Raw genomic sequence first — 22,072 nt, 5'->3', positions numbered from 1 at the left:
GCAGCCCCCTGTGTTGAGGCCGATGACTCAGCGGGCGTCCATCGAGGCCATGGCCTCGAGCCAGCGCTCGGCGTCGTCCTCCCCCCGCTCATGAGCCCGGGTCAGCGCCCGCTCGGCCAGGTCGTGGCGTCCCCAGGCGTGGGCAAGCTGGCCGAGCCTCAGCCAGTCGCCGCCGCTGTCGCTCCGCCTGGCCACGGCCCCCCAGGCGCCCAGGGCACGATCGCGGTCACGCGCCGCCTCCCAGGCCCGAGCCAGCAGGCGCCGATGCGCCTCGCTGTCCTCCAGATGCCCGGCGTTCAGGGCTTCCTCGAGGTACTCGGCGGCCCGCGCCGGGGTGCCACCGGCCAGGTGCAGCTCGATCAGGCGGCGCAGGTCGTCGCTGTCTTCGAGCACCCCGCGCCGCCGGCCGGCCTCCCAGATCGCCACGGCCTGGCCGGCGTCACCCAGCCGCCGGGCCAGGGCCGCGGCCTGCCGCCAGCGCTCGGGGTCGCGACTCTCCCCCAGTCCTTCGGCCAGCAGCGCCAGGGCCGCGTCGTCCCGTCCGGCGCGCCTGAGCGCCGAGATGGCCAGGCCGCGCTGGGCCTCGCTCGGCTCGGGCGTGACAGCCAGGGCGCGCTCCACCCAGTCGGCGGCGTCATTCCATTGCTCCCGCTCGGCCAGCGCCCGCGCCAGGCGCCATCGATCCCGCGGTTCGCCGTCATGCCGCGTCAACCAGTCGGCCAGCAGCCTGGCGCCCTCTGCGGCTTCTCCCGCCGCCAGGCGAAGCCGGGCCTCGTCGCGCTGCCAACGGTCCTGCCGCGCCGCCTCCACGCCACGAATCTCGCGCGCGGCAAGAAGATGGTCGGCGGCCGCCGCCGGGTCGTCGGCGCGTGCCGCGGCGCCGGCGGCCAGTTGCAGATAGAGGGCCCGGGCCCAGCGGTCGGCGGCATTGCCGCCGGCCAGGCGCTCGGCCTGGGCCAGGGCCCGCTCGCTCACTGCATCGATCTCGCCGGCCTCGAGACGCTGCTGCAGGCGCTCCAGGTCGTCGATGAAGGCGCCCGGCAACGCCGGTGCCGACAAGGCCACGGGAGCCATCAGCAGCCAGCCGGCGATGACCAGGGAAAGGCGACGAAGATGCGACATGAGAGCTCCCTGTTGCAGGCTATCTCAGCTGGAATGCCAGCCGCTGCCGGGCGCGACGCTGACCGTCGGCCGGCGCGAAGCGCCACTGCGCTACCGCCTGACGCGCGGCCTTGTCGAAGACGTTGCGCGGCCTGGCGGAGAGCACGCGGACGCTCGACGGGTCGACGCTGCCGTCCGCGCGGATCACGAACTCCAGCTCCACGTGACCCTCGAGCCCGCGACGCTGGGCCCGCGCCGGATACTGCGGCGGCACCCGCTCGGTGGGCGCCGCCTGCCCCACGTCCACCGGTTCGCCGACCTCGGGGGCGCCTGCATCCGGCTGGCCACTGGCGGGCTCGCCGGATGCCTCGGCCGCGTCGGACGGCCGAGCCGACGCTTCGGCCCGGGGCTCCGGTTCAGGCTCCGGTTCAGGCTTCGGATCAGGGTCGGGTTGCGGCTCGGGCTGCGGTTCGTGTTCCGGCCGCGCCTCGCTGAGCTCGGGCAGCTCGGTGTCGAGTTCCATCGGCTCAGCCTCTTCCGGCGGCAGCGCCGGCTCGGGCAGGACCATCTCGTTCTGCGCCAGTGGCGCGGGCTCGGGCAGCGGCGGCGGGACGACCGGCTTCGACGGTGCCGGCGGGGCGGCCTCGGCGGGCACCTCGGCCGCCTCGGGTTCGGCGTCGGGCGACTCGATGCTGGTCAGCGGCATGCTCATCTCCAGCACCTCGATATCCGGCTCGGGGGGCGAGACCAGCAGCGCCAGCAGCCAGAACAGCAGCAGCGCCATGGCCACGCCGGCCGACGCCGAGAGCAGCACCCGGGTCATGGCGCGCCCCGGCTCGCAGCCACCGCGACCTGCTCGACGCCGGCCGTCCGGATACGGTCCATCACCTCGATCAGCAGGCCGGTGGTGGCCTCGCGGTCGGCCTGGATCACCACCCCGCCATCGTCGCTGACGAGTGCTGCGACTTCCTCGCCGACGCGGTGGGCGTCCACCGGCCGGCCGTCCACCCAGACGGTGCCCTCCGGGGTGATCGCCACCATCAGCCGGGCATCGGGCTGGGGGCTGGCGGCGCTGGACTCGGGCCGCTCGATCTCCACGCCACTCTCCTTGATGAAGCTGGTGGTGACGATGAAGAAGATCAGCATGATGAAGACGACATCCAGCATGGGGGTCAGGTTGATCTCGCCGGCATCGCCTTCCTCGGCGGCCAGGCTGCGGCGTCTACGCATGGGACTCCTCCACGGCGCGGGCCAGGCGGTCATGCAGCCGCTGGTCCTCGCGCCGGATGATCTGTTCCAGTCGGCTGGTGAACAGCAGCCCCACCACGGCCACCGCCATGCCGGCCAGGGTCGGCAGGGTGGCCCGCGCCACGCCATCGGCCATGGCCCGCGCCTGGCCGGTGTCACTCAGCGACAGGCTGTCGAACACGGCGATCATGCCGGTGACGGTGCCCAGCAGGCCGAGCAGCGGGCAAAGCCCCACCAGCAGCTTCAGCCAGGGCAGCGGGCGCCTCAGCCGGGCGATCAGCTCGCGGGTCCAGGCCTCCCGCAGGGTCAAGGCGCTCCAGCTGAGGTGCTCGTGGCGCGCCGCCCAGCGCGCGATCAGGGCACGGCGGGCGCGGCGGTAGGTGATGCGGAAGAACAGCACACGCTCCAGGGCCAGGCCGAAGAGCAGCGCCGCCACCCCGGCGATGCCCACCAGGATGATCCCGCCGGCATCGACCAGCCGCGCCAGGGGTTCAAGCCAGAGCGGCAGCACGGCGCTCGCTCCCGGATGCTGTCGGGGAGGCCCGGCGATGTTCGAGCTGCTTGGCCAAGGCCGCGCTGGCCTGGCCCTCCATCACCCCCGCCAGGTGACGGCTGCGTCCGGCCAGGGCGGTATGGGCAAACAGCAGCGGCACCGCGGTGATCAGGCCCAGCACGGTGGTGACCAGCGCCTGGCTGATGCCGCCGGCCATCAGCTGGGGGTCGCCGGTGCCGAACACCGTGATCGCCTGGAAGGTGACGATCATGCCGGTGACGGTGCCCAGCAGGCCCAACAGCGGGGCCACGGCGGCGAGCAGCTTGACCAGCGGCTGGCCGCGCTCGAGCCGCGGCAACTCGGCCAGCACCGCCTCATCGAGGCGCGCCTCCAGCGCCTCGGGCACGGGGTCGTCGGCGAGCGCCCGAAAGCGCAGCAGCACTCTGCCCAGCGGGTTGTCTTCGCGCAGCCGGCCGAGATCGCGCAACTGGCGGCGCGTCGCCATGCTCACCCTGAGCAGGTAGGCGTACTGCAGCAGTGCCACCAGCAGGCCGATGGCACCCAGGCCCACCACCACATAGCCCACGGCGCCGCCCTGCTGGAAGCGCTCCCTGAGGCTCGGCCGCTGGGCCAGGGCCTCGATGACCTGCCCCCGGGTAGGGTCCAGGGCCAACCGCTCCCCCTCCCCGGCCTGGAAATCGGCGAGCAGCTCGCTTACCTCCGCCGGGAGGGGGGGCGCGGTGGCGAGCACATCCTCCTCGGCACCGTGCTCGAGCAGCTGCCCCTCGCTGAAGGCGGCCAGGTCACCCAGGCGCACCACCTCGCGGGTGGCGACCTGGCCGCCACCGCCCGCCACGGGCGCATCGAACGCGACGACCCGCCCGGTCTCGGCGGTCAGCGCCATCAGCGCATCGCCCAGGGTCTCAAGGTGCTCGGGCCTGAGCACCTCGGCCTCGTCGAGGCGCGGCGGCAACGCGGCGCCGCCCACCGTGATCCAGCTCTCCGCCAGGTCATCGCGCAGTTCGCCGCTGTGTCGCACCAGGGTATCCAGCACCGCTGAAAGATCCTCTCCCTGAACCGCCTGGCGTTCGTCGAGCGCCTCGCGACGGGTCTGCTGGGCCTGCTCCTGTTCCGCCAGGCCCGCGAAGCGCGCCTGGGCTTCATTGTGAGCCTCGCGGGCCTCCTCGAGAGCTGCCTGCAGGGCCTCGCGATCCTCGACGAGCTCGGCCAGGCGCGCCGCATCACGGGCCTCGGCCGCCTCGCGCTCGGCTCGCAGGGTGGTCAGGGGCTCCTCCTGAGACTGGGCGGGCAGCCCGACGATCAACAGACTGCCCATCACCAGCCCTACCAGGGCACGGCGTGCGACACGCATCCCGGGATGGATCATGAGCTCGCCTCCGCGTCGGTGGTAGTGGCTCCCCGCTCGAGCGGCCGGGAGATCGGCAGGGTCAGCAGTTCCGGTGCCCGCTGGTCGCGGGCGATGCGCAGGCCGTGGCGCAGCTGACCACGTCCGGTTTCATCCAGTGCCTCCCAGCGCTCGGCATCGGCGCGCCAGACGCCACCTTCCCGGCCATCCGGCGTCAGGTAGTAGAGCCCCACCCGCCCCAGGCGCAGGAAGTCCACCTCACGGCGGGCGTCTCCCTCGTCTTTCCCCTCGTTCAGGATGCCGCGCCAGGCGTCCAGTTCACGGCCATAGTCGAGCTCGGTACGCCAGGCGGCGAGAATACGATCCAGGCGCTCCGCGGCCGAGGCATCGGGGTCGGCCAGGCCTGTCTCGAGACTCCTGGCACGGGCCAGGCGCTCTTCCTTGAGGAACGGCAGGTCGCGTTCCACCCAGGTCCGCAGGCGCGAGATCAGCGCCTGCTCGAGCTTCGGCAGCGCCTCGCGGGTCTCGGCCAGCGTATCCAGCGCATCCTCGCGGCTATCCAGCCGCTCGCCGCGTCGCTCCAGGCGTGGCGCCAGGGCGTCGCTGCGCACCTCCAGGCGCCGTGTCTCGGCCTCTAGCCGGCGCAGCTCGGCAAGCATCTCGCGGCTCTCGTCGTCGACCGTGGCGATGCGCGACTGCAGCTCGGCCTGGACGCGCTGGGCCCGGCTGGCCTCTTCGATCACGGATTCCTGTGCCTGAAGAAGGCCGAGGGTCAGCAGACCGAGGGCGATGCCGGCCGGTAATTGTAAGCGAAAGATCCTCACCATGGCTCTCCGTCGTGGTCCCGGGCAGGGCGCCCACCATGCCACCAATACGAACGATTATCAATGCGCATGATAATCGTCCGTGCGGATACGATGGTGTCATCCGCAGGTAGCAGATGGCGCGGGATGGCGCTGCTGATCCACCGGGCACTGACCTGTGACAAGCTCGGAGATTCAAGTCGCACGCGCAAAAAAGCCGCACCCTGAGGGTACGGCTCATCCGACGGGAAAGGCCTGGCATCAGGCCGTGGCGTTGCGGTAGCGACGCTCCACGTCCTCCCAGTTGATCACGTTGAAGAAGGCCGCCACATAGTCCGGGCGCTTGTTCTGGTATTTGAGGTAGTAGGCGTGCTCCCAGACATCAAGCCCCAGGACGGGCGTGTTGCCATCCATGATGGGGCTGTCCTGGTTCAGGGTATTTTCCACCACCAGCTGGCCCTGCGGTGTCACGCTAAGCCAGGCCCAGCCGCTGCCGAAGCGGCCCAGGGCCGCCTTGGTGAAGGCGTCCTTGAACGCATCGAAGCCGCCCAGTTCCGACGCGATGGCGCGGGCCACCTCGTCATGGGGCTCTCCTCCTCCATCGGGGGACATCATCTGCCAGAACATCGAGTGGTTGGCATGGCCACCGCCGTTGTTGATCACGGCCTGGCGCTTGCCCTCCGGCACGTGGTCCAGATTGGCAATCAGCTCCTCCACGTGAACCTCCTCGAGGCCGGTCCCCTCGAGGGCGGCATTGAGGTTGTTGACGTAGGTCTGATGGTGACGGGAATGGTGGATTTCCATGGTCATCGCATCGATATGCGGTTCCAGGGCATCGTAGGCATAGGGAAGGTCTGGAAGGGTATGCGCCATGATCACTCCTCCTCGTTGCTGTCTAGAGGGACCCGTGGTCCCGGTTCACCCACAAGGATGGCAGGGAACCGCAATTGTTGCTAATGATTCCTGTTATCCCTTGTATAGGAGATGTTAATCGACACCCTGAACGACGCGGGCCGGCCCCCAAGGGGCCGGCCCGCGGGCAGGCTGGCGAAAAAACGCGGCCTGCGTTACCGATCAGGCAGCGCCACGACGCGACCTTGACGTACAGCTTCTACTCGAGTTCCGGCAGCGCCTCGAAGAGATCCGCGACGAGGCCGATGATTGTCGAGAGCGCCACCGGGAAGTTCCCGATCTTCCTTACAGCTTGCTTTCCAGTTCCGGCAGCGCCTCGAAGAGATCGGCGACGAGACCGTAATCGGCGACCTGGAAGATCGGCGCCTCCTCGTCCTTGTTGATGGCGACGATCACCTTGGAGTCCTTCATGCCCGCCAGGTGCTGGATGGCCCCCGAGATGCCCACGGCGATGTAGAGGTCCGGGGCGACGATCTTGCCGGTCTGGCCCACCTGCATGTCGTTGGGCACGAAGCCGGCGTCCACCGCGGCCCGTGAGGCGCCGATGGCCGCCCCCAGCTTGTCGGCGATGCCCTCGAGCAGCGTGAAGTTCTCGCCGTTGCCCATGCCGCGGCCACCGGAGATCACCACCTTGGCCGCGCCCAGCTCGGGGCGGTCGGACTGGGCCAGTTCCTCCTTGACGAAGGTGGACTGGGTGTTGTCGGCGACGAAGTCGACGGCCTCCACGCTGGCGCCCCCCCCCTCGCCCACCGCGTCGAAGCCGGTGGCGCGCACGGTGATCACCTTCAGCGCGTCCTCGCTCTGCACGGTGGCGATGGCGTTGCCGGCGTAAATCGGCCGCTTGAAGGTGTCGGCACTCTCCACCGCAATGATCTCGGAGATCTGCGCCACGTCCTTGAGTGCGGCGACGCGCGGCAGCACGTTCTTGCCGGTGGTGGAGGCACAGGCCAGCACGTGGCTGTAGTCGCCGGCGAGCTCCGCGATCAGCGCCGCGGTGGGCTCGGCGAGCAGGTGGGCATAGGCGGCGTTGTCGGCCACGCGGACCTTGCTGACGCCGTCGAGTTTCGCCGCGGCCTCGGCAATGGGGCCGACATTCTCGCCCGCCACCAGCACGTCGATATCGCCGCCGATGGCCTGGGCGGCCGCGACCACATGGGCGGTGGCGCCGGCCAGGGCGCCGTCGTGATGTTCTGCCAGAACCAGAATGCTCATGAAATCACCTTCGCCTCGTTCTTGAGTTTGTCGACCAGCTCGTCCACGGAGCCCACCTTGACGCCGCCCTGGCGCTCGGCCGGCGGCTCGACCTTGAGCAGCGTGATCTTCGAGGCCACCTCGATGCCGAGATCCGCCGGGCTCTTGACGTCCATCGGCTTCTTCTTGGCCTTCATGATGTCGGGCAACTTGGCGTAGCGCGGTTCATTGAGGCGCAGGTCCGTCGTCACGATGGCCGGCAGCGTCAGCTCGAGGGTCTGCAGGCCGCCATCGATCTCGCGAGTCACCTGGGCCTTGTCGTTCTCGATGACGACTTCCGAGGCGAAGGTGCCCTGGGGCAGGCCGGTCAGGGCGGCGAGCATCTGCCCGGTCTGGTTGTTGTCGGTGTCGATGGCCTGCTTGCCCAGTATCACCAGGCCGGGCTGTTCCTCTTCCACCAGCCTGGCCAGCGCCTTGGCGGCGCCCAGCGACTCGACGCGCTCGTCGGTCTCGACGTGAATGGCGCGGTCGGCACCCAGCGCCAGGGCGGTGCGCAGCTGCTCCTGGGCGGCCTTGGGGCCGACGGTCACGGCGACGATCTCGGTCGCCACTCCGCGCTCCTTGAGGCGCACCGCCTCTTCCACGGCGATCTCGCAGAAGGGGTTCATGGCCATCTTGACGTTGGTGAGGTCGACGTCGCTGTTGTCCGGCTTGACCCGGATCTTGACGTTGTAGTCGATGACGCGTTTGACCGCGACGAGTACCTTCATAGTGTCCTCGCTTGGTTCACACTGGGAACCTGATGGTTGGAGAAGCGGGCTCTGCCCCGAAACGAGGCGGGTGGAGGCCCGCCTCCTTGGGAACCGGCTGACATACCCTTATGCGTTTCATGCAAGCGTTTGATAGGCGCAGCACCGATAAAACCCTTCCAATGTGCCATAGCCGCATCCCGATCAACAATCCCTCGAACCTCGGGCACATGCCGGGCCATGACGCGCTGCACCATCGCAGGGGGTGACCCTTTGCCGCTATTATGCCTATCATGGAGCATGGCTAGAAGCAAACGACCGTTTTAAATCCTTCCGACGTTGGTCGCATCCAGTGGCCGCGTCCTCGGGACAGCAAGGAGAGAGCAGGTGGAAGAACAAGTCGAACGCGATTCCATGGACTTCGATGTGGTCATCGTCGGCGCCGGACCCTCGGGGCTCTCGGCGGCGGCTCGCCTGATGCAGCAGGCAAACGAGGCGGAGCAGGAGCTCACGGTGTGCGTGGTGGAGAAGGGGTCCGAGGTGGGCGCCCATATCCTTTCCGGGGCGGTCTTCGAACCCCGCGCCCTGGCCGAGCTCTTCCCCGACTGGGAGGAGCGTGGCGCCCCGCTGACCACGCCGGCCACCCGCGACGAGGTCTACCTGCTCAAGGACGCCGAAAAGGGCCAGAAGCTGCCCAATGCGCTGGTGCCGCCCTCCATGCACAACACCGGCGGGGACATGACACGCTACGTGATCAGTGCCGGCAACCTCTGCCGCTGGCTGGCCGAGCAGGCCGAGGCGCTGGGCGTGGAGATCTTCCCCGGCTTCGCCGCCCAGGAGGTGATCCAGGACGAGGACGGCACCGTGCGCGGCATTCTGATCGGCGACATGGGCGTGGGCGCCGACGGGGCGCCCAAGGAGGGCCATATGCCGGGCATGGAGCTGCGCGCCAAGTACACCCTGTTCGCCGAGGGCGCCCGCGGCCACCTGGGCAAGCGGCTGATCGAGCGCTTCGGGCTCGATGAGGGCAAGGACCCGCAGCACTACGGTATCGGCCTGAAGGAGCTGTGGGACATCCCCGCCGAGCAGCATGAACCCGGATTGGTGCTGCACGGCTCCGGCTGGCCGCTGGACAAGCACACCCACGGCGGCTGGTTCCTCTACCACGCCGAGAACCAGCAGGTGGTGGTCGGCCTGATCATGGACCTCTCCTACCAGAATCCCTGGCTGTCGCCCTTCGACGAGTTCCAGCGCATGAAGCACCATCCGGTGCTGGCGACACATCTCGAGGGCGGCAAGCGCGTCGCCTATGGGGCCCGCGCCATCGCCAAGGGCGGGCTGAACTGCCTGCCGAAGATGACCTTCCCCGGGGGGCTGCTGATCGGCTGCGACGCCGGCACGCTCAACTTCGCCAAGATCAAGGGCCTGCACACCGCCATGAAGTCCGGCCTGGTGGCCGCGGAGAGCGTCTTCGAGGCGATCGCCTCGGGCGACGAGGGCGGCAACGAACTGACCGCCTTCACCGAGAAGTGGGAAGCCAGCTGGGCCTACGCCGAGCTCAAGGAGAGTGCCAGCTTCGGCCCGGCGATCCACAAGTACGGCACCTTCCTGGGCGGCGCCTACAACTTCGCCGACCAGCTGCTCGGCGGCAAGCTGCCCAGCCTCCACGACACCACGCCGGACCATGCGACGCTCAAGCCCGCCAGTGAGTGCGAGAAGATCGACTACCCGAAACCGGACGGCAAGCTCTCCTTCGACAAGCCCTCCTCGGTGTTCCTGTCGAACACCAACCACGAGGAGGACCAGCCCTGCCACCTGAAGCTGGCCGACCCCGAGCTGCCAATCCGCGACAACCTGCCCAAATACGCCGAACCGGCCCAGCGCTACTGCCCGGTGGGGGTCTACGAGGTGGTCGAGGACGACGCAGGCAACCCCAGGTTCCAGATCAACTTCCAGAACTGCGTGCACTGCAAGACCTGCGACATCAAGGACCCGGCCCAGAACATCACCTGGGTGGCACCGGAAGGCGGTGGCGGGCCGAACTACCCCAATATGTAAACTCCAAGTCAGCAGAAACAGAACCGCCCTCATGCATACGCCTGGGGGCGGTTTTCCTTCCAGCTTCAAGCTTATGGCTTACAGCTCCGGGCGTAGCCAGGGTTCAGTCGCCGGTGGCGATGGGCCGCGAGGGATCGCGAATCCACTCGCTCCATGAGCCGGGATAGAGCCTGGGCAGGGGCCGGCCGGCCACCGCATAGGCGAGGATGGTGTGGCAGGCGGTGACGCCGGAGCCGCAGTAGGCAATCGGCGACTCGCCCTCGGGCAGCTCGCTGGCCAGCGCCGCGGCGGACTTGAAGTGGCCGTCACCGGTCAGGTTGTCGGCACTGGGCCGGCACACGGCCCCGGGGATGTGGCCCGCCACCGGATCGATGGGTTCTGCCTCACCGCGAAAGCGCTCCCTGGCGCGGGCGTCGATGGGGGTCGCGGGCCCTGTCAGCAGCTTCTCGGCCGTGACGTGGCGCTCATCATGAAAGGCCGGCTGCCAGAAGGAGCCTGCGGGCATGGCCTCGGGGTCGCCATCCTCGAGCAGCTCGCCCCCCGCCGCCAGCCAGGCCCTGAGGCCACCGTCGAGGAGCCGCACGTCGGGATGGCCCGCCCAGCAGGCGAGCATCCACCAGGCCCGTGCCGCCGCGAGCTGGCCGCCCATGTCGTCATATACCACCACCGGCTGTTCCGGCCTGATCCCCAAGCGCTGGACCACCGCGGTGAAGGCCGCTGGCGTGGGCAGCGGGTGCCGGCCGCCCTCCCCCGGCGGGCCGGCCAGGTCACGTTCCAGGTCGAGGTGGTGGCTGCCCGGCAGGTGGGCCTCCCACCACAGCCGGCGGCCCGCATCGGGCTCGCCCAGGCGAGCACGACAGTCCAGCATCCGGGGCGGGGTGGCGCCCTCGAGGGCGTCGGCCAGCGCGGCGGCCGTGATCAGGGGGGTGGACATGCGTTGACTCCCTCCAGCAGTTCGATGGGCGCCCGGCGGGCGATCAGGCGGCGCCGGCCGGCGTTGTGGAAGCGTACCTCGATCACCGGGTTGTCCGGGTCACCCTCCACCACGCTGATCCGGCCCTCGCCGAACACCGCATGGCGCAGGGCCTGTCCGACATGGAAACGGGCTGACGGCGCCTCCGCCTTCGCGGCCGGACGCGCCGCCACCAGCGGCAGCGAGTGGCCCAGCGAGGCCAGGTAGCGCCCCACCAGGTCGGGATCGGACACCGGCAGCGGGCCCTGGGCCTCCCCCGCCTGGGTGCCGTCGAGCCGGCGGGCGACGCGCTGGCCATCCTCCCAGGCGGACTCGGCGATGAAGCGGCTGGGGCGGTGGTCACCGCCGTCATGGAGCAGCACCAGGCGTTCCCGCGCCCGGGTGATGGCCACGTAGAAGAGCCGCCGCTCCTCCTCCAGGCGCCCCGGCGTCAGGGGGTTGTCGCGGGTGTAGTGGGGAAAGTCCTCCTCGTTGACCCCCGCCACCAGCACCAGCGGCCACTCCAGGCCCTTGGCGCCATGCACCGTGCTGATCAGCACCCCGTCGTCGCGGTTCTCCACCGGCCGGGAGAGTAGCTCGATGAAGGCCTCGGTGTCGTTGCCCAGTTCGCCGGCCTGCTCGACCAGCACGTCGAGCAGGCGCACGTCCTCCTCGCCCTTGTCGCGTCGGGCGGCGGCGCGCTTGAGCACCTTCTCGGCGTCGACCTCGGACACCACGTGCTCGAGCAGACGCGCCGGCGGCCAGGCCGATCGACGGGGCAGATCGCAGAGCAATGCCCAACGCTTCTTGAGGGTGCGTCGCTGGTGGGGCCTGAGCCCATCGAGCAGCGGATCGTGACGCTCCGGCCAGCGCTGGGTCTCGGCCAAGCGGCTCGCCAGGGCAAGGATCCGCTCCCGGGCCACGAAGGGGGTGGGCTGGGCCAGCAGCATCGCCAGGTGCCCCGGATCCTGGAGCCGGCGGGGCTCGATGGCAAGACGCAGATAGCCGGCGAGGGCCTCGACCAGCGGCAGGCGGAAGACGAAGCGATCCTCCCGGGCCAGGCGAAAGGGGATGCCCTCGCGAAGCAGCGCCAGCTGCAGCGGCACCGACAGCGCCCAGCTGCGCACCAGCAGGCAGGCCTCGTCCAGCCCGCGGCCCTCGCGACGCCAGCCCTCGAGCTCGGCCAGCAGCCCCTGGCTGCCCTGCCCCACGGCCAGGCCGGTGGCGGGATTGCCCGGCGCGGCCAGGCAGAGCTGGTCGGGACGCCGCCGGTTGGCGGCGATGGCGTGATTGGCAGCGAGGGCCAGCGCATGGCCATGGCGGAAGGTGGTCGAGAGCGGGTAGTCGCGGGCCGCCCCGAAGGTGGCGGTGAAGTTCTCCAGCATGGTGTCGGGGTGGGCGCCCCGCCACTCGTAGATGCACTGGTTGGCATCGCCTACCGCCATGACCTCGGCATCACGGCCGGCGAGCAGCGCCAGCAGCCGCTGCTGGGCAGTGTTGATGTCCTGGTACTCGTCGATGACCACGTGGTCGAGAAAGCCCTGGACACGGCCGCGCAGACCGGCATCCGCCTCCAGCGCCAGCAGCGGACGGTAGAGCAGGTCGGCGAAGGTCATCAGCCCCTGGTCGGCCAGCAGCCGCTCGGCATGCTCGAAGGCGCCCACGAAGTGGCCGGTCTCCTCGCCGAAGTCGAGCTGGCGGTGGAGCTCGGCAGGCGAGGCCATCTCGGCCTTCACCAGCCCGCAGAAGTGGGACAGCGCCTCGAGACGTTCGGCCTCCAGGGCCGTTTCGCGGGCCTCGGGCGCCTCGCCCAGCGCGGCCAGGGTGGCCTGGCGCAGGAGCCGCTCGAGCTGCCAGTCGGCAGTGAGCAGCTGACGTGGCGCGAGCGCCCCCCAGCGTGTCAGGCTCGCGGTCAGCCGGTGGCCGAGAGAGTGGAAGGTGCGCACGTCGGGCAGCGGCCGGCCGTCCGGCGCCATCGCGGCCAGGCGGGCCTGGAAGTCTTCCCGGGCCGAGCGGTTGAACATCAGCACCAGGATCCGCGCCGGCGGCACGCCCTGCGCGAGCAGGTGCAGTACCCGGGCGACCATGGTCGTGGTCTTGCCTGCACCGGCCACCGCCGCGACCCGGGCGTGCCCCCGCTCATGGGCGACCACGGCGCGCTGCTCGGGGGTCAGCTGGCGGATCAGCGACATGGTGTCTCGCCATCACTCGACGCGCCGGTATCCAGCCGCCCCAAGGGCTGCCAGCTGCCCTGGCTGGTCAGGCCCAACTCGAGGATGCCCCCGCCGAGCTCCCGTGTCTCGGCCTGCTCCACCAGACGGTAGTAGACGTTGCGACCCAGCCGCGCGGCGAGCCCGAAGCGCACCGCGACCTCCGGCACCGTCTCACCGGCCGGCGTCTCGCTGAGCACCAGGCAGTGGGACTCGCCGAGTGCCAGGCGGTCGCCGACGTTGGTGGTCAGCCACCAGCGGCCGTCCCCGTCTCGCTCGGCATCCACCACCAGGAAGGGGCGGTCCTCGACCCGGATACGCTGCCGCTCGGCCGGCGTCACCAGCACATAGTCGCCATCGGGTTCGCGGCGCAGGATGGTCGAGAGCAGGCGCACTAGCCGCGGTCGGGCAATGGGCGTGCCCTCATGGATCCAGCGCCCATCTGCGGCGATGGTCAGGTCCATCTCGCCGAGGTGTTCGGGATGCCAGCGATCCACGGGCGGAATCTCGCCTTCGGGGTCGATCTGGGCCAGTAGCGGATCGAGTTGCATGATGCGCCCTCCCCCGGGCCACGGACGACAGGGTGATGACGATAGCCTAGACCAGCCCGGCGGAGCGCAGCGCCTCGCGCACGTCTGCCGGCGCCTCGGGCGCCGCGGCGCGGAACAGCCGGTAGAAGTTGGCGGTGGTCTGGGCGGCGACCTCCGCGACGCTGATGCCCCGCTCGCCGGCGATGCACTCGGCGACCTCGACCACCCAGGCCGGCTCGTTGGGCTTGCCACGATGCGGTACCGGGGCCAGGTAGGGGCTGTCGGTCTCGATCAGCAGCCGGTCCAGCGGCAGCCGTCGTGCCAGCTCGCGAAGCGATTCGGCGTTGCGGAAAGTGACGATGCCGGACAGCGAGATGTAGAAGCCATGTCGCACCGCCTCTCGGGCCATGTCCAGGTCCTCGGTGAAGCAGTGCAACACGCCGCCGACCGCCGGGTCGGTATGTTCGCGGATCAGGGCCAGGGTATCGTCGCGGGCGTCCCGGGTATGGATGATTACCGGTAGCTCCAGCTCGGTGGCAGCCATCAGCTGGCGGCGGAACCGCTCTCGCTGCACCTCCCGGGAGGGCACCCTCTCGGGCGACTTGTCGAGGTAGTGGTAGTCCAGGCCACACTCGCCGATGGCCACGGCGCCGACGCGTTCGGCCGCCTCCATGATGGCAACGACGCTCGGCTCCTCGGCGACGCTGTGTAACGGATGAATGCCGGCGGAGATCACCAGGTCATCATGGGTCCGGGCGAGCTCGGCCAGGGCCGGCAGGTCGTCGAGAGTCACGGCGATGGCCAGGAACTGGCGCACGTCCCGGGCGCGGGCGGCATCGAGGGCGGCGGCAAGATCGCCGCCGTGGGTCCCGGGGTCGAGACGGTCGAGATGGCAGTGGGAGTCGACAAACATTCGGAAAACAACCGATGTGAATGGATGGGCAGTAGAGACTCGGCGCGCTCAGAGCGTATAGGTCGGGGCACCCTTGTCGAGATGGCCGGCCAGCAGGGTCTCGATGCGATCCCGCACGGCCTGGTCCTCGGCACTGAAGTGGATGCCGATGCCCGGGACGCGGCGCCCGGCCACCCCCTCGGGCGAGACCCAGACCACCTGGCCGGTGACCGGGACCCGTTCGGCATCCCCGGGGAGCATGAGCAGCAGGAAGACCTCCTGGCCCAGCTCGTAGCGCTCGCGGGTGGGCACGAAGATGCCGCCTCGTTCCAGCACCGGCATGTAGGCCGAGAGCAGGGTCGGGACGTCCTGGATCGTCAGGGAGAGCGCTTTCTGTGCGGCCATGGAGCCTCCTCAGTCAAGGGCACAACAGGTCAAGAGCGCAGCAGCGTGGACCAGCGGACCAGCCAGGCCTCGAGGGCCAATTGGGGATTGGGGTTGCCCCCCTCGGCCAGCAGGCGACGCTGCTCGCGGGCATAGTCCAGCAGGCGGAACCAGTCACGTACCCGAGCATTCTTGACCGCCTGGCGATAGAGTACCAGCAGGTCGGGGTTGCGCAGCTCGCTGGTGTCGCCCGAGAGCCCCAGGCGAATCAGGTCCTCGAGCCAGGCAATACCGTACCACAGGATGGCGTCGATGGACTGGCGCTCCAGGCGGGCCGCCTCGGCCACCGGCTCGGCGCCCCTGACCAGCGCCTCGAAGGTCTCCAGGAGCTGCTGGCGCAGCGCCCGGGACTCCGGCTCGGCGAGCTCCAGCGCCCGCAACGGCAGCCCCCCCGCGGCCCGGAACCAGAAGCGGGCCTCCTCCTCGCCGCCCAGACGCTCGGCCAGCCAGTCCCGGCAGTCGGCCTCGGCCGGTACCGCCAGGCTCCAGTGCTGGCAGCGCGAGCGGATGGTGGGCAACAGCCGCGAGGGGATGTCGGCGAGCAGCACGAACAGCGTCCGTCCGCCGGGCTCCTCCAGGCTCTTGAGCAGCGCATTGGACGCCGCCACGTTCATGGCCTCGGCCGGCGCGATCACGATCACGCGATAGCCGCCCTGCTGGGCGGTCTGGGCGACGAAGGCATTGACCTCGCGCACCGGGCCGATGCGGATCTGCCGCTTGCCCTCCTCGGGGGCCACGCGCAGAAGATCCGGATGGTAACCCGAGGCCAGCATGTGACAGGCATGGCAGCGACCGCAGGCGTGCTCGCCCGGCGAGGCACAGAGGGTGCGTGCCACCAGCGCCTCGGCCAGGGAGTGCTTGCCGAGGCCATGGGCACCGGAGATCAGCAGCGCATGGGGCAGTCGCCCGGCATCGGCCAGGCGCACCAGCTCCTGCCAGCGCGCCTGCAGCCAGGGCAAGGGACGGGGGACCTCGACCTCGCTCATGACCAGGCCTCCAGCCGCTCGTCCAGCCGCGCCAGCAGTTCGGCCTGGACCGCCGCCAGGCCGGCCCCGGCATCGATCACCACCATGCGCTCCGGCGCTGCCTCGGCACGGGCGAGGTAGGCCTGGCGCACCGCCTCGAAGAAGGTGCCGCGCTCCCGCTCGAAGCGGTCGCGCTCGCCGCCCTGCCCCTTCAGGCGACCTTCGAGGCGCCGTTGGGCCGCGGCCATGGGCATGTCCAGCAGCAGCGTCAGGTCGGGCGTGAGGCCCTGCTGGACGAAGGCCTCGAGCTCGGCGATGCGCGCCGCCTCGATGCCGCGCCCGCCTCCCTGGTAGGCATAGGTGGCATCGGTGAAGCGGTCGCAGACCACCCAGGCGCCCCGCGCGAGCGCCGGGCGGATCACCCGCGCCAGGTGCTGGGCCCGGGCGGCGAAGACCAGCAGCAGTTCGGCATCCTGATCGAGGGGCTCCTCGCCGTCAGGATCGAGCAGCAGGCGGCGCATCGCCTCGGCGCGCGGCGTGCCGCCGGGCTCGCGTGTGGCGACCACCTCGTGGCCACACGCCCGCAGATGGTCGACCACGAGGGCCAGGTTGGTGGACTTGCCTACCCCCTCTCCACCTTCCAGGGTGATAAAGCGTCCTCGCGGTGTCGTCCGCTCGTCGGGCATGCGCTCTCCGGCTCGATAGTCAGCGATTGCGGATATACCGGTTCACGGCATTGTTGTGCTCGCGCAGGGTACGCGAGAAGTGGTGCGTGCCGTCGCCCTTGGCGACGAAGTAGAGCGTCTCGCCCTCCTCGGGCTGCACCGCGGCTTCCAGCGCGGCCCGTCCGGGCAGGGCGATCGGCGTGGGCGGCAGGCCCTCGATCACGTAGGTGTTGTAGGGCGTGGCCTCGCGCAGATCGGCGCGGGTGATGTTGCCCTCATAGCGCTCTCCCATGCCGTAGATCACGGTGGGATCGGTCTGCAGTCGCATGCCCTGCTCGAGACGGCGCGTGAAGACGCCGGCGATCTCCGGGCGCTCCTCGGGAGCCCCGGTCTCGCGCTCGATCAGCGAGGCCATGATCAGCGCCTCGTAGGGGCTCTCCAGGGGCAGGTCGTCGTCGCGCCCGGCCCAGAGCTCATCGAGGGTGGCCTCCATGCGCTCCAGGGCCTGGCGCAGGATCTCCAGGTCGCTGAGTCCCTTGTGATAGCGGTAGGTATCCGGGAAGAACCAGCCCTCGGGGTGGCGCCCCTCGCGGTCGAGCCGAGCCATCACCTCCTCGTCGGAGAGGCCCTCGGTGCGGTGCGCCAGCTTCGGCGCGGCATCGAGCAGCTCGCGCATCTGGCGGAAAGTCCAGCCTTCGGGAATGGTCAGCGGGTAGCTGACCACCTCGTCGCTGCCCAGCAGGGAAAGCAGCTCGCGTCCGCTCATGCCGGGCACCAGGCGATACTCCCCGGGGCGCAGGCGTGGCAGGGCCTCGGGCTCGAGGCGGGCGAGCAGCCGGAAGGCCCACGCATCGACGAGGATCCCCCGCTCGGCCAGTTCGCTCACCACCCGGTGGTAGCCGGCGCCGTCGGGCACCTCGTAGAGGGCTGGCTCCTCGAGAGCGATGGGCGCCTCCAGTCGTGACTGCCAATAGCGATGCCCGGCGAATGCCACCAGGGCCGCCAGGATGGCCAGAACCAGCAGAATCTTCAGTACACGCCCCATCTGGGTCGTCCTCATTCAGTCGTCAAGCCGCGTCGGATGACCGAGCGGCGCATGGGCCACCGCCTGCAGGCGGCGGTGCACCGCGCCGATGGTCCAGCGCTGGCGGGCCTCTCCCTCGGGCCCATCCAGCCGGGTCACCGGCCAGAGCCCCTGCACCGAGTTGCCGAGCCAGACCGCCTCGGCACTGGCCAGGACCCCGGGGGCGGCATCCACTTCCGCGATGGGCAGGCGCTCGAGCAGCACAGCCCGCAGCGTCCCGGCCACGCCACAGCGATCCAGGCGCGGCGTCTCGAGCCGCCCCCCCCGCTGCCAGAAGAGGTTCATGCAGGTGGCCTCCACCAGCCGGTCCTCGCTGTCGCAGAGCAGCCCCTCGGCGGTGTCGGCGCCCGACCACTCGGACCGCGCGAGCACGTTCTCCAGGCGGTTGAGGTGCTTGAGCCCGGCGAGCGCCGGCTGGAGTCCCAGCCGCAGGCGACAGAGGCGGACCCGCACGCCCGCCTTCCAGCGAGCGGCATCGGGGACGAAGGGCGACAGTTGCCAGCGCAGCCGGGGATCGGGCGCCGCCGGAGGGGCATAGCCGCGCCCTCCACTGCCCCGGGTCAGGATCAGCTTGAGGACCGCAAGCCCCTCCCCGGCCTGGGCCAACGGGCGCTCCAGGTCGTGCTGGGTGGGCATCGGCATCCCCAGCACTCGACAGCCACGCGCCAGGCGCGCCAGGTGATACGCCCACAACTGCGGGGCACCGTCACGCAGCAGCACGGTCTCGAAGAGGCCATCCCCATAGGCGACGCCGCGATCATCCAGCGGCCAGCCTTCCGGCGAGGCACCCGGTCCCACCTGAGGTTCCTCGGGCCTCACACCCTGGCGAAGACCAGGGTGCCGTTGGTGCCGCCGAAGCCGAAGGAGTTCGAGAGGCTGACGTCGATCTTCATCTCGCGGGCGGTATGGGGCACGTAGTCGAGGTTGCAGCCTTCCTGGGGGTTGTCCAGGTTGATGGTCGGCGGTGCCACCTGGTCACGGATGGCCAGCACGCTGAATACCGCCTCGACGGCACCGGCGGCACCCAGCAGGTGGCCGATCATCGACTTGGTGGAACTGACGGCCACCGACCTCGCGGCCTCGCCCATCACCTGCTCGACGGCCCGGCTCTCGGCCAGATCACCGTGCGCGGTCGAGGTGCCGTGGGCGTTGATGTAGTCGACGGCCGAAGGGTCGATGCCGGCATCGCGGATGGCATTGCGCATGGAGCGGGCGGCACCGTGGCCATCCTCCGGCGGCGCGGTCATGTGGTAGGCATCGTCGCTCATGCCGAAACCGGTGAGCTCGGCATAAATGGTGGCCCCGCGGGCCTTGGCCTGCTCGTACTCCTCGAGCACCACCACGCCGGCGCCATCGGAGAGCACGAAGCCGTCACGGTCCCGGTCCCAGGGCCGGCTCGCCGCGGCCGGGTCGTCGTTGCGGGTGGAGAGCGCCCGGGCCGCCGAGAAGCCCCCCAGGCCCAGCGGCGTAGTCGCCATCTCGGCGCCCCCGCAGACCATTACGTCGGCATCGCCGTAGGCGATGGTACGGGCGCTGTAGCCGATATTGTGGGTCCCGGTGGTACAGGCCGTGGTGATGGCGATGTTGGGGCCCCGGAACCCGTGCTGTATTGCCAGGTTGCCGGAGATCATGTTGATGATCGACCCCGGCACGAAGAAGGGCGAGATCCGCCGCGCACCGCCCTTGAGCAGGGCATTGTGATTATGCTCGATCATCGGCAGGCCACCGATCCCCGAGCCGATGGCCACACCGATACGATCGGCATTGCCCTCGTGACACTCGATCCCGGCATCCTGGATCGCCTGGGCACCGGCGGCCATCCCGTACTGGATGAAGAGGTCCATCTTGCGGGCCTCCTTGGGGTTCAGGTACGGGCTGATGTCGAAGTCCTTCACCGACCCGCCGAAGCGCGTGTTGAAGGCGCTGACATCGAAGTGTTCGATGGGCGCGACACCGCTCTTGCCGGCCAGGATGCTGGCCCAGCTCTCCTCCACGGTATTCCCCACCGGCGTGACCAGACCGAGCCCGGTCACCACCACCCTTCTACGAGTCATCAGCTTTCCTCCAGACAACCTTTTGTGACACGACCCCGCGACGGGGACGTCATTGCGCGCATTATACCCGAGTCTCCCCGACCTGTGCGGGCTCGGCAAGTTCCCGTCGCACATAGCACGAGAGCCGTCCTGACATGGCAGGACGGCTCTCCACGGGGCATTGGCCCCGGACGCCTCAGCAAGCGGTATCGACCGCCACCTTACTGGTGGGCGTTGACGTAGTCGATGGCTTCCTGAACGGTCGTGATCTTCTCGGCTTCCTCGTCGGGAATCTCGGTGTCGAACTCCTCTTCGAGCGCCATCACCAGCTCGACGGTATCCAGGGAATCGGCGCCGAGGTCCTCGGTGAAGGAAGAGGAGTTCTGGATGTCTTCTTCCTTGACGTTCAGACGCTCGGCCACAACCTTCTTCACGCGCTCTTCGATGGTGCTCATTATGACGTACTCCAGTCGTTCACATTGGCCGTTCGGAAAACCAGCCGTTAAAGATCCAGATCCGCTAGCCGGAAGCTGCGGGGTAGTTTATAGACGCCCCCGGGTCGGCGCAACCGCCACCCCCCGGAGGTTTCAACGCATGTTCATGCCGCCGTTGACATGCAGGGTCTCGCCGGTGATATAGCCCGCCGTGTCGCCGGTCAGGAAGCCCACTGCCGCGGCGATCTCCTCGGGCTCGCCGAGCCGCGCCAGCGGAATCTGGCCAAGCAGCGTCTTGTGCTGCTCCTCCGGCAGGGATTCGGTCATGTCGGTGGCGATGAAGCCCGGTGCCACCGCATTGACGGTGATGGCCCGCGAGGCCACCTCGCGGGCCAGGGCCCGGGTGAACCCCTCCATGCCCGCCTTGGCGGCGGCATAGTTGGTCTGCCCGAGGTTGCCCATGGTGGCCACCACCGAACTGATCGAGACGATGCGGCCGAAACGGGCACGGGTCATGCCGCGCAGGCAGGCCTTGCTGACGCGATAGACCGACTTGAGATTGGTGTCGATCACCGCGTCCCACTCGTCTTCCTTCATGCGCATCAGCAGGTTGTCGCGCGTGATGCCGGCATTGTTGACCAGGATCGTGGGGGCACCGAACTCCTCGGTGACCGCCTTGACCAGGGCATCGACGCTGGCCGGGTCGGTGACGTCCAGCTGGCGACCGCCCCCCTCGATCCCCGCTTCCGCGAGGTCGGCACCGATGCGCTCGGCACCGGCATCGGTGGTGGCCGTACCGATCACGATACGCCCCTGACGGCCCAGCTCATGGGCGATGGCGCGGCCGATGCCGCGACTGGCCCCGGTGATCAGGGCGACTCTACGCTCGGTTGTCATGGTCTCTATCCGTCCACGTCCGGGAGATGAATCAGCCATTGGCCGACGGCGACTGGCCGACGGCGTCCCTGGCCAGCTCGAGGGCCGCAGAGAGGCTATCCGGGTCGTTGACCGCCAGCCCCTTGCTGCCTCGGGCGATTCGCTTGTTGAGTCCGGTGAGCACCTTGCCCGGCCCGCACTCGATGAACACCTCGGCACCGCGGGCGGTCATCGCCTCGATGCAGGAGGTCCAGCGCACCGGCTGGTAGAGCTGCTCGATCAGCCGGGTGCGCAGGGTCGACACGTCGGCATGGGCCTGGGCATCGACGTTCTGGAACACCGTGTAGCGCGGCGAGCGCAGCTCGATCTCCCCCATGGCGGCCGCCAGGCGCTCGGCGGCCGGGCGCATCAGCTCGCAATGCGACGGCACCGAGACCGGCAACGGCATCGCGCGCTTGGCGCCGGCCTCCTGACAGGCGGCGATGGCCCGCTCGACGGCGGCCTTGCTGCCGGCGATCACCACCTGCCCCGGGGCATTGTAGTTGACGGCAGCGACCACGTCGCCGTCGGCGGCCCGGACACAGGCCTGCTCCACCGCCTCGTCATCGAGGCCGAGAATCGCCGCCATGGCGCCCTCGCCGGCGGGCACGGCCTCCTGCATCGCCTCGCCGCGCAGCTTCACCAGGCGCACGCCCTGGGCGAAGGGCAGCGCCCCGGCACAGACCAGGGCGCTGTACTCGCCCAGGCTGTGGCCGGCCATGGCCCCGGGGCGCGGCCCCTCGAGCTCCTGCCAGACGCGCCAGACCGCCACGCTGGCGGTGAGCAGCGCCGGCTGGGTGCAGGCGGTGGCATTGAGCGCCTCGGCCGGCCCCTCCTGCACCACCTGCCAGAGGTCGTAGCCCAGGGCATCGGCCGCTTCCTCGAAGGTCGTGCGCACCACGCTGTAACGCTCTGCCAGCTCGCGCAGCATACCGATCTGCTGGGAGCCCTGCCCGGGAAAGATGAGGGCAAGGGGTTGCGTCATGTCGATCACCTTTGCGCTTGTTGACTGTCGTCGATGCCGGAC

The 22,072-nt window shown here is 69.7% G+C and carries 23 protein-coding genes; 1 reads left to right on the top strand and 22 read right to left on the bottom strand.

Features of this window, described 5'->3' with window-relative positions; genetic code table 11:
- Positions 1-27: 27 nt before the first annotated feature.
- The 9 genes from QLQ83_RS14325 to QLQ83_RS14285 form a co-directional block, all read right to left on the bottom strand.
- Entirely contained in the window at positions 28-1,122 is a 1,095-nt protein-coding gene (locus QLQ83_RS14325; RefSeq protein ID WP_282736194.1) for a hypothetical protein, read from the bottom strand.
- Between the two features lie 19 nt (positions 1,123-1,141).
- Positions 1,142-1,924 carry an energy transducer TonB gene (locus QLQ83_RS14320; protein ID WP_282736193.1) on the bottom strand — a complete coding sequence of 261 codons (783 nt, stop codon included), beginning with the start codon at positions 1,922-1,924 and terminating at the stop codon, positions 1,142-1,144.
- A complete protein-coding gene (locus QLQ83_RS14315; protein WP_282736192.1) occupies positions 1,921-2,331 on the bottom strand; it encodes an ExbD/TolR family protein in 411 nt (136 codons plus the stop codon). Before QLQ83_RS14315 ends, QLQ83_RS14320 begins: the two co-directional genes overlap by 4 nt.
- Positions 2,324-2,857, bottom strand: a complete 534-nt coding sequence (locus QLQ83_RS14310; protein ID WP_282736277.1) for a MotA/TolQ/ExbB proton channel family protein — start codon at positions 2,855-2,857, stop codon at positions 2,324-2,326. The genes QLQ83_RS14315 and QLQ83_RS14310 overlap by 8 nt, the downstream gene beginning before the upstream one ends.
- Positions 2,841-4,229, bottom strand: coding sequence for a MotA/TolQ/ExbB proton channel family protein (locus QLQ83_RS14305; RefSeq protein ID WP_282736191.1), 1,389 nt, complete (start codon positions 4,227-4,229; stop codon positions 2,841-2,843). The genes QLQ83_RS14310 and QLQ83_RS14305 overlap by 17 nt, the downstream gene beginning before the upstream one ends.
- Positions 4,226-5,032, bottom strand: a complete 807-nt coding sequence (locus tag QLQ83_RS14300; protein ID WP_282736190.1) for a DUF3450 domain-containing protein — start codon at positions 5,030-5,032, stop codon at positions 4,226-4,228. Before QLQ83_RS14300 ends, QLQ83_RS14305 begins: the two co-directional genes overlap by 4 nt.
- Before the next feature lie 240 nt (positions 5,033-5,272).
- Positions 5,273-5,884 (bottom strand): superoxide dismutase, encoded by a 612-nt coding sequence (locus QLQ83_RS14295; RefSeq protein WP_282736189.1) that lies wholly within the window; start codon positions 5,882-5,884, stop codon positions 5,273-5,275.
- A gap of 324 nt (positions 5,885-6,208) precedes the next feature.
- The gene (locus QLQ83_RS14290) at positions 6,209-7,135 is read right to left on the bottom strand and encodes an electron transfer flavoprotein subunit alpha/FixB family protein (protein WP_282736188.1); all 927 of its coding nucleotides are present in this window, start codon (positions 7,133-7,135) and stop codon (positions 6,209-6,211) included.
- Entirely contained in the window at positions 7,132-7,884 is a 753-nt protein-coding gene (locus QLQ83_RS14285) for an electron transfer flavoprotein subunit beta/FixA family protein (protein WP_282736187.1), read from the bottom strand. The genes QLQ83_RS14290 and QLQ83_RS14285 overlap by 4 nt, the downstream gene beginning before the upstream one ends.
- A gap of 393 nt (positions 7,885-8,277) precedes the next feature.
- On the opposite strand from QLQ83_RS14285, the gene QLQ83_RS14280 reads away from it, so the two are divergent.
- Positions 8,278-9,921, top strand: coding sequence for an electron transfer flavoprotein-ubiquinone oxidoreductase (locus QLQ83_RS14280; RefSeq protein ID WP_282736276.1), 1,644 nt, complete (start codon positions 8,278-8,280; stop codon positions 9,919-9,921).
- Positions 9,922-10,024: 103 nt separating this feature from the next.
- Here the strand turns inward: QLQ83_RS14280 and QLQ83_RS14275 are convergent, their stop codons facing one another.
- The 13 genes from QLQ83_RS14275 to fabD form a co-directional block, all read right to left on the bottom strand.
- The gene (locus QLQ83_RS14275; protein WP_282736186.1) at positions 10,025-10,855 is read right to left on the bottom strand and encodes a sulfurtransferase; all 831 of its coding nucleotides are present in this window, start codon (positions 10,853-10,855) and stop codon (positions 10,025-10,027) included.
- Positions 10,840-13,065, bottom strand: a complete 2,226-nt coding sequence (locus tag QLQ83_RS14270) for an ATP-dependent helicase (RefSeq protein ID WP_282736185.1) — start codon at positions 13,063-13,065, stop codon at positions 10,840-10,842. The genes QLQ83_RS14275 and QLQ83_RS14270 overlap by 16 nt, the downstream gene beginning before the upstream one ends.
- Positions 13,056-13,634, bottom strand: a complete 579-nt coding sequence (locus QLQ83_RS14265; RefSeq protein WP_282736184.1) for a DUF1285 domain-containing protein — start codon at positions 13,632-13,634, stop codon at positions 13,056-13,058. Before QLQ83_RS14265 ends, QLQ83_RS14270 begins: the two co-directional genes overlap by 10 nt.
- A gap of 46 nt (positions 13,635-13,680) precedes the next feature.
- Positions 13,681-14,526 carry a TatD family hydrolase gene (locus QLQ83_RS14260; protein ID WP_282736183.1) on the bottom strand — a complete coding sequence of 282 codons (846 nt, stop codon included), beginning with the start codon at positions 14,524-14,526 and terminating at the stop codon, positions 13,681-13,683.
- Between the two features lie 48 nt (positions 14,527-14,574).
- Positions 14,575-14,910: a PilZ domain-containing protein gene (locus QLQ83_RS14255; protein WP_106229220.1), complete on the bottom strand. Its 336-nt coding sequence runs from the start codon at positions 14,908-14,910 to the stop codon at positions 14,575-14,577.
- Between the two features lie 29 nt (positions 14,911-14,939).
- On the bottom strand, positions 14,940-15,935 hold the full coding sequence (locus QLQ83_RS14250; protein ID WP_282736182.1) for a DNA polymerase III subunit delta': 996 nt from the start codon (positions 15,933-15,935) through the stop codon (positions 14,940-14,942).
- The gene (gene tmk, locus QLQ83_RS14245; protein ID WP_282736181.1) at positions 15,932-16,600 is read right to left on the bottom strand and encodes a dTMP kinase; all 669 of its coding nucleotides are present in this window, start codon (positions 16,598-16,600) and stop codon (positions 15,932-15,934) included. Before tmk ends, QLQ83_RS14250 begins: the two co-directional genes overlap by 4 nt.
- A 19-nt stretch (positions 16,601-16,619) precedes the next feature.
- Positions 16,620-17,624, bottom strand: a complete 1,005-nt coding sequence (gene mltG / locus QLQ83_RS14240) for an endolytic transglycosylase MltG (RefSeq protein ID WP_282736180.1) — start codon at positions 17,622-17,624, stop codon at positions 16,620-16,622.
- A 15-nt stretch (positions 17,625-17,639) separates the two neighbouring features.
- Positions 17,640-18,461: an aminodeoxychorismate lyase gene (gene pabC, locus QLQ83_RS14235; protein ID WP_282736179.1), complete on the bottom strand. Its 822-nt coding sequence runs from the start codon at positions 18,459-18,461 to the stop codon at positions 17,640-17,642.
- Positions 18,462-18,478: 17 nt separating this feature from the next.
- Positions 18,479-19,717, bottom strand: a complete 1,239-nt coding sequence (gene fabF / locus QLQ83_RS14230) for a beta-ketoacyl-ACP synthase II (protein WP_282736178.1) — start codon at positions 19,715-19,717, stop codon at positions 18,479-18,481.
- A 200-nt stretch (positions 19,718-19,917) separates the two neighbouring features.
- The gene (gene acpP / locus QLQ83_RS14225) at positions 19,918-20,151 is read right to left on the bottom strand and encodes an acyl carrier protein (RefSeq protein WP_008956801.1); all 234 of its coding nucleotides are present in this window, start codon (positions 20,149-20,151) and stop codon (positions 19,918-19,920) included.
- Between the two features lie 132 nt (positions 20,152-20,283).
- Positions 20,284-21,027: a 3-oxoacyl-ACP reductase FabG gene (gene fabG / locus QLQ83_RS14220; protein WP_282736177.1), complete on the bottom strand. Its 744-nt coding sequence runs from the start codon at positions 21,025-21,027 to the stop codon at positions 20,284-20,286.
- 31 nt (positions 21,028-21,058) lie between these two features.
- Positions 21,059-22,030, bottom strand: coding sequence for an ACP S-malonyltransferase (gene fabD, locus QLQ83_RS14215; protein WP_282736176.1), 972 nt, complete (start codon positions 22,028-22,030; stop codon positions 21,059-21,061).
- Positions 22,031-22,072 lie beyond the last annotated feature (42 nt).

It is taken from the genome of Halomonas rhizosphaerae, from assembly GCF_030010555.1.
Taxonomy (GTDB): domain Bacteria; phylum Pseudomonadota; class Gammaproteobacteria; order Pseudomonadales; family Halomonadaceae; genus Halomonas; species Halomonas rhizosphaerae.
Note: the sequence above shows the minus strand (reverse complement) of the source record. Positions and strands in the feature narration are given on the sequence as shown.

Excerpts from the sequence above, each read along its gene's own strand:
- QLQ83_RS14260 (WP_282736183.1), bottom strand. The coding sequence starts at position 14,526 with ATGTTTGTCGACTCCCACTGCCATCTCGACCGTCTCGACCCCGGGACC.
- QLQ83_RS14250 (WP_282736182.1), bottom strand. The coding sequence starts at position 15,935 with ATGAGCGAGGTCGAGGTCCCCCGTCCCTTGCCCTGGCTGCAGGCGCGC.
- mltG (WP_282736180.1), bottom strand. The coding sequence starts at position 17,624 with ATGGGGCGTGTACTGAAGATTCTGCTGGTTCTGGCCATCCTGGCGGCC.
- QLQ83_RS14320 (WP_282736193.1), bottom strand. The coding sequence starts at position 1,924 with ATGACCCGGGTGCTGCTCTCGGCGTCGGCCGGCGTGGCCATGGCGCTG.
- tmk (WP_282736181.1), bottom strand. The coding sequence starts at position 16,600 with ATGCCCGACGAGCGGACGACACCGCGAGGACGCTTTATCACCCTGGAA.
- QLQ83_RS14325 (WP_282736194.1), bottom strand. The coding sequence starts at position 1,122 with ATGTCGCATCTTCGTCGCCTTTCCCTGGTCATCGCCGGCTGGCTGCTG.
- fabG (WP_282736177.1), bottom strand. The coding sequence starts at position 21,027 with ATGACAACCGAGCGTAGAGTCGCCCTGATCACCGGGGCCAGTCGCGGC.
- QLQ83_RS14270 (WP_282736185.1), bottom strand. The coding sequence starts at position 13,065 with ATGTCGCTGATCCGCCAGCTGACCCCCGAGCAGCGCGCCGTGGTCGCC.
- fabF (WP_282736178.1), bottom strand. The coding sequence starts at position 19,717 with ATGACTCGTAGAAGGGTGGTGGTGACCGGGCTCGGTCTGGTCACGCCG.
- acpP (WP_008956801.1), bottom strand. The coding sequence starts at position 20,151 with ATGAGCACCATCGAAGAGCGCGTGAAGAAGGTTGTGGCCGAGCGTCTG.
- QLQ83_RS14305 (WP_282736191.1), bottom strand. The coding sequence starts at position 4,229 with ATGATCCATCCCGGGATGCGTGTCGCACGCCGTGCCCTGGTAGGGCTG.
- QLQ83_RS14280 (WP_282736276.1), top strand. The coding sequence starts at position 8,278 with ATGGACTTCGATGTGGTCATCGTCGGCGCCGGACCCTCGGGGCTCTCG.
- QLQ83_RS14290 (WP_282736188.1), bottom strand. The coding sequence starts at position 7,135 with ATGAGCATTCTGGTTCTGGCAGAACATCACGACGGCGCCCTGGCCGGC.
- QLQ83_RS14295 (WP_282736189.1), bottom strand. The coding sequence starts at position 5,884 with ATGGCGCATACCCTTCCAGACCTTCCCTATGCCTACGATGCCCTGGAA.
- QLQ83_RS14255 (WP_106229220.1), bottom strand. The coding sequence starts at position 14,910 with ATGGCCGCACAGAAAGCGCTCTCCCTGACGATCCAGGACGTCCCGACC.
- QLQ83_RS14315 (WP_282736192.1), bottom strand. The coding sequence starts at position 2,331 with ATGCGTAGACGCCGCAGCCTGGCCGCCGAGGAAGGCGATGCCGGCGAG.
- fabD (WP_282736176.1), bottom strand. The coding sequence starts at position 22,030 with ATGACGCAACCCCTTGCCCTCATCTTTCCCGGGCAGGGCTCCCAGCAG.
- QLQ83_RS14285 (WP_282736187.1), bottom strand. The coding sequence starts at position 7,884 with ATGAAGGTACTCGTCGCGGTCAAACGCGTCATCGACTACAACGTCAAG.
- QLQ83_RS14275 (WP_282736186.1), bottom strand. The coding sequence starts at position 10,855 with ATGTCCACCCCCCTGATCACGGCCGCCGCGCTGGCCGACGCCCTCGAG.
- QLQ83_RS14265 (WP_282736184.1), bottom strand. The coding sequence starts at position 13,634 with ATGCAACTCGATCCGCTACTGGCCCAGATCGACCCCGAAGGCGAGATT.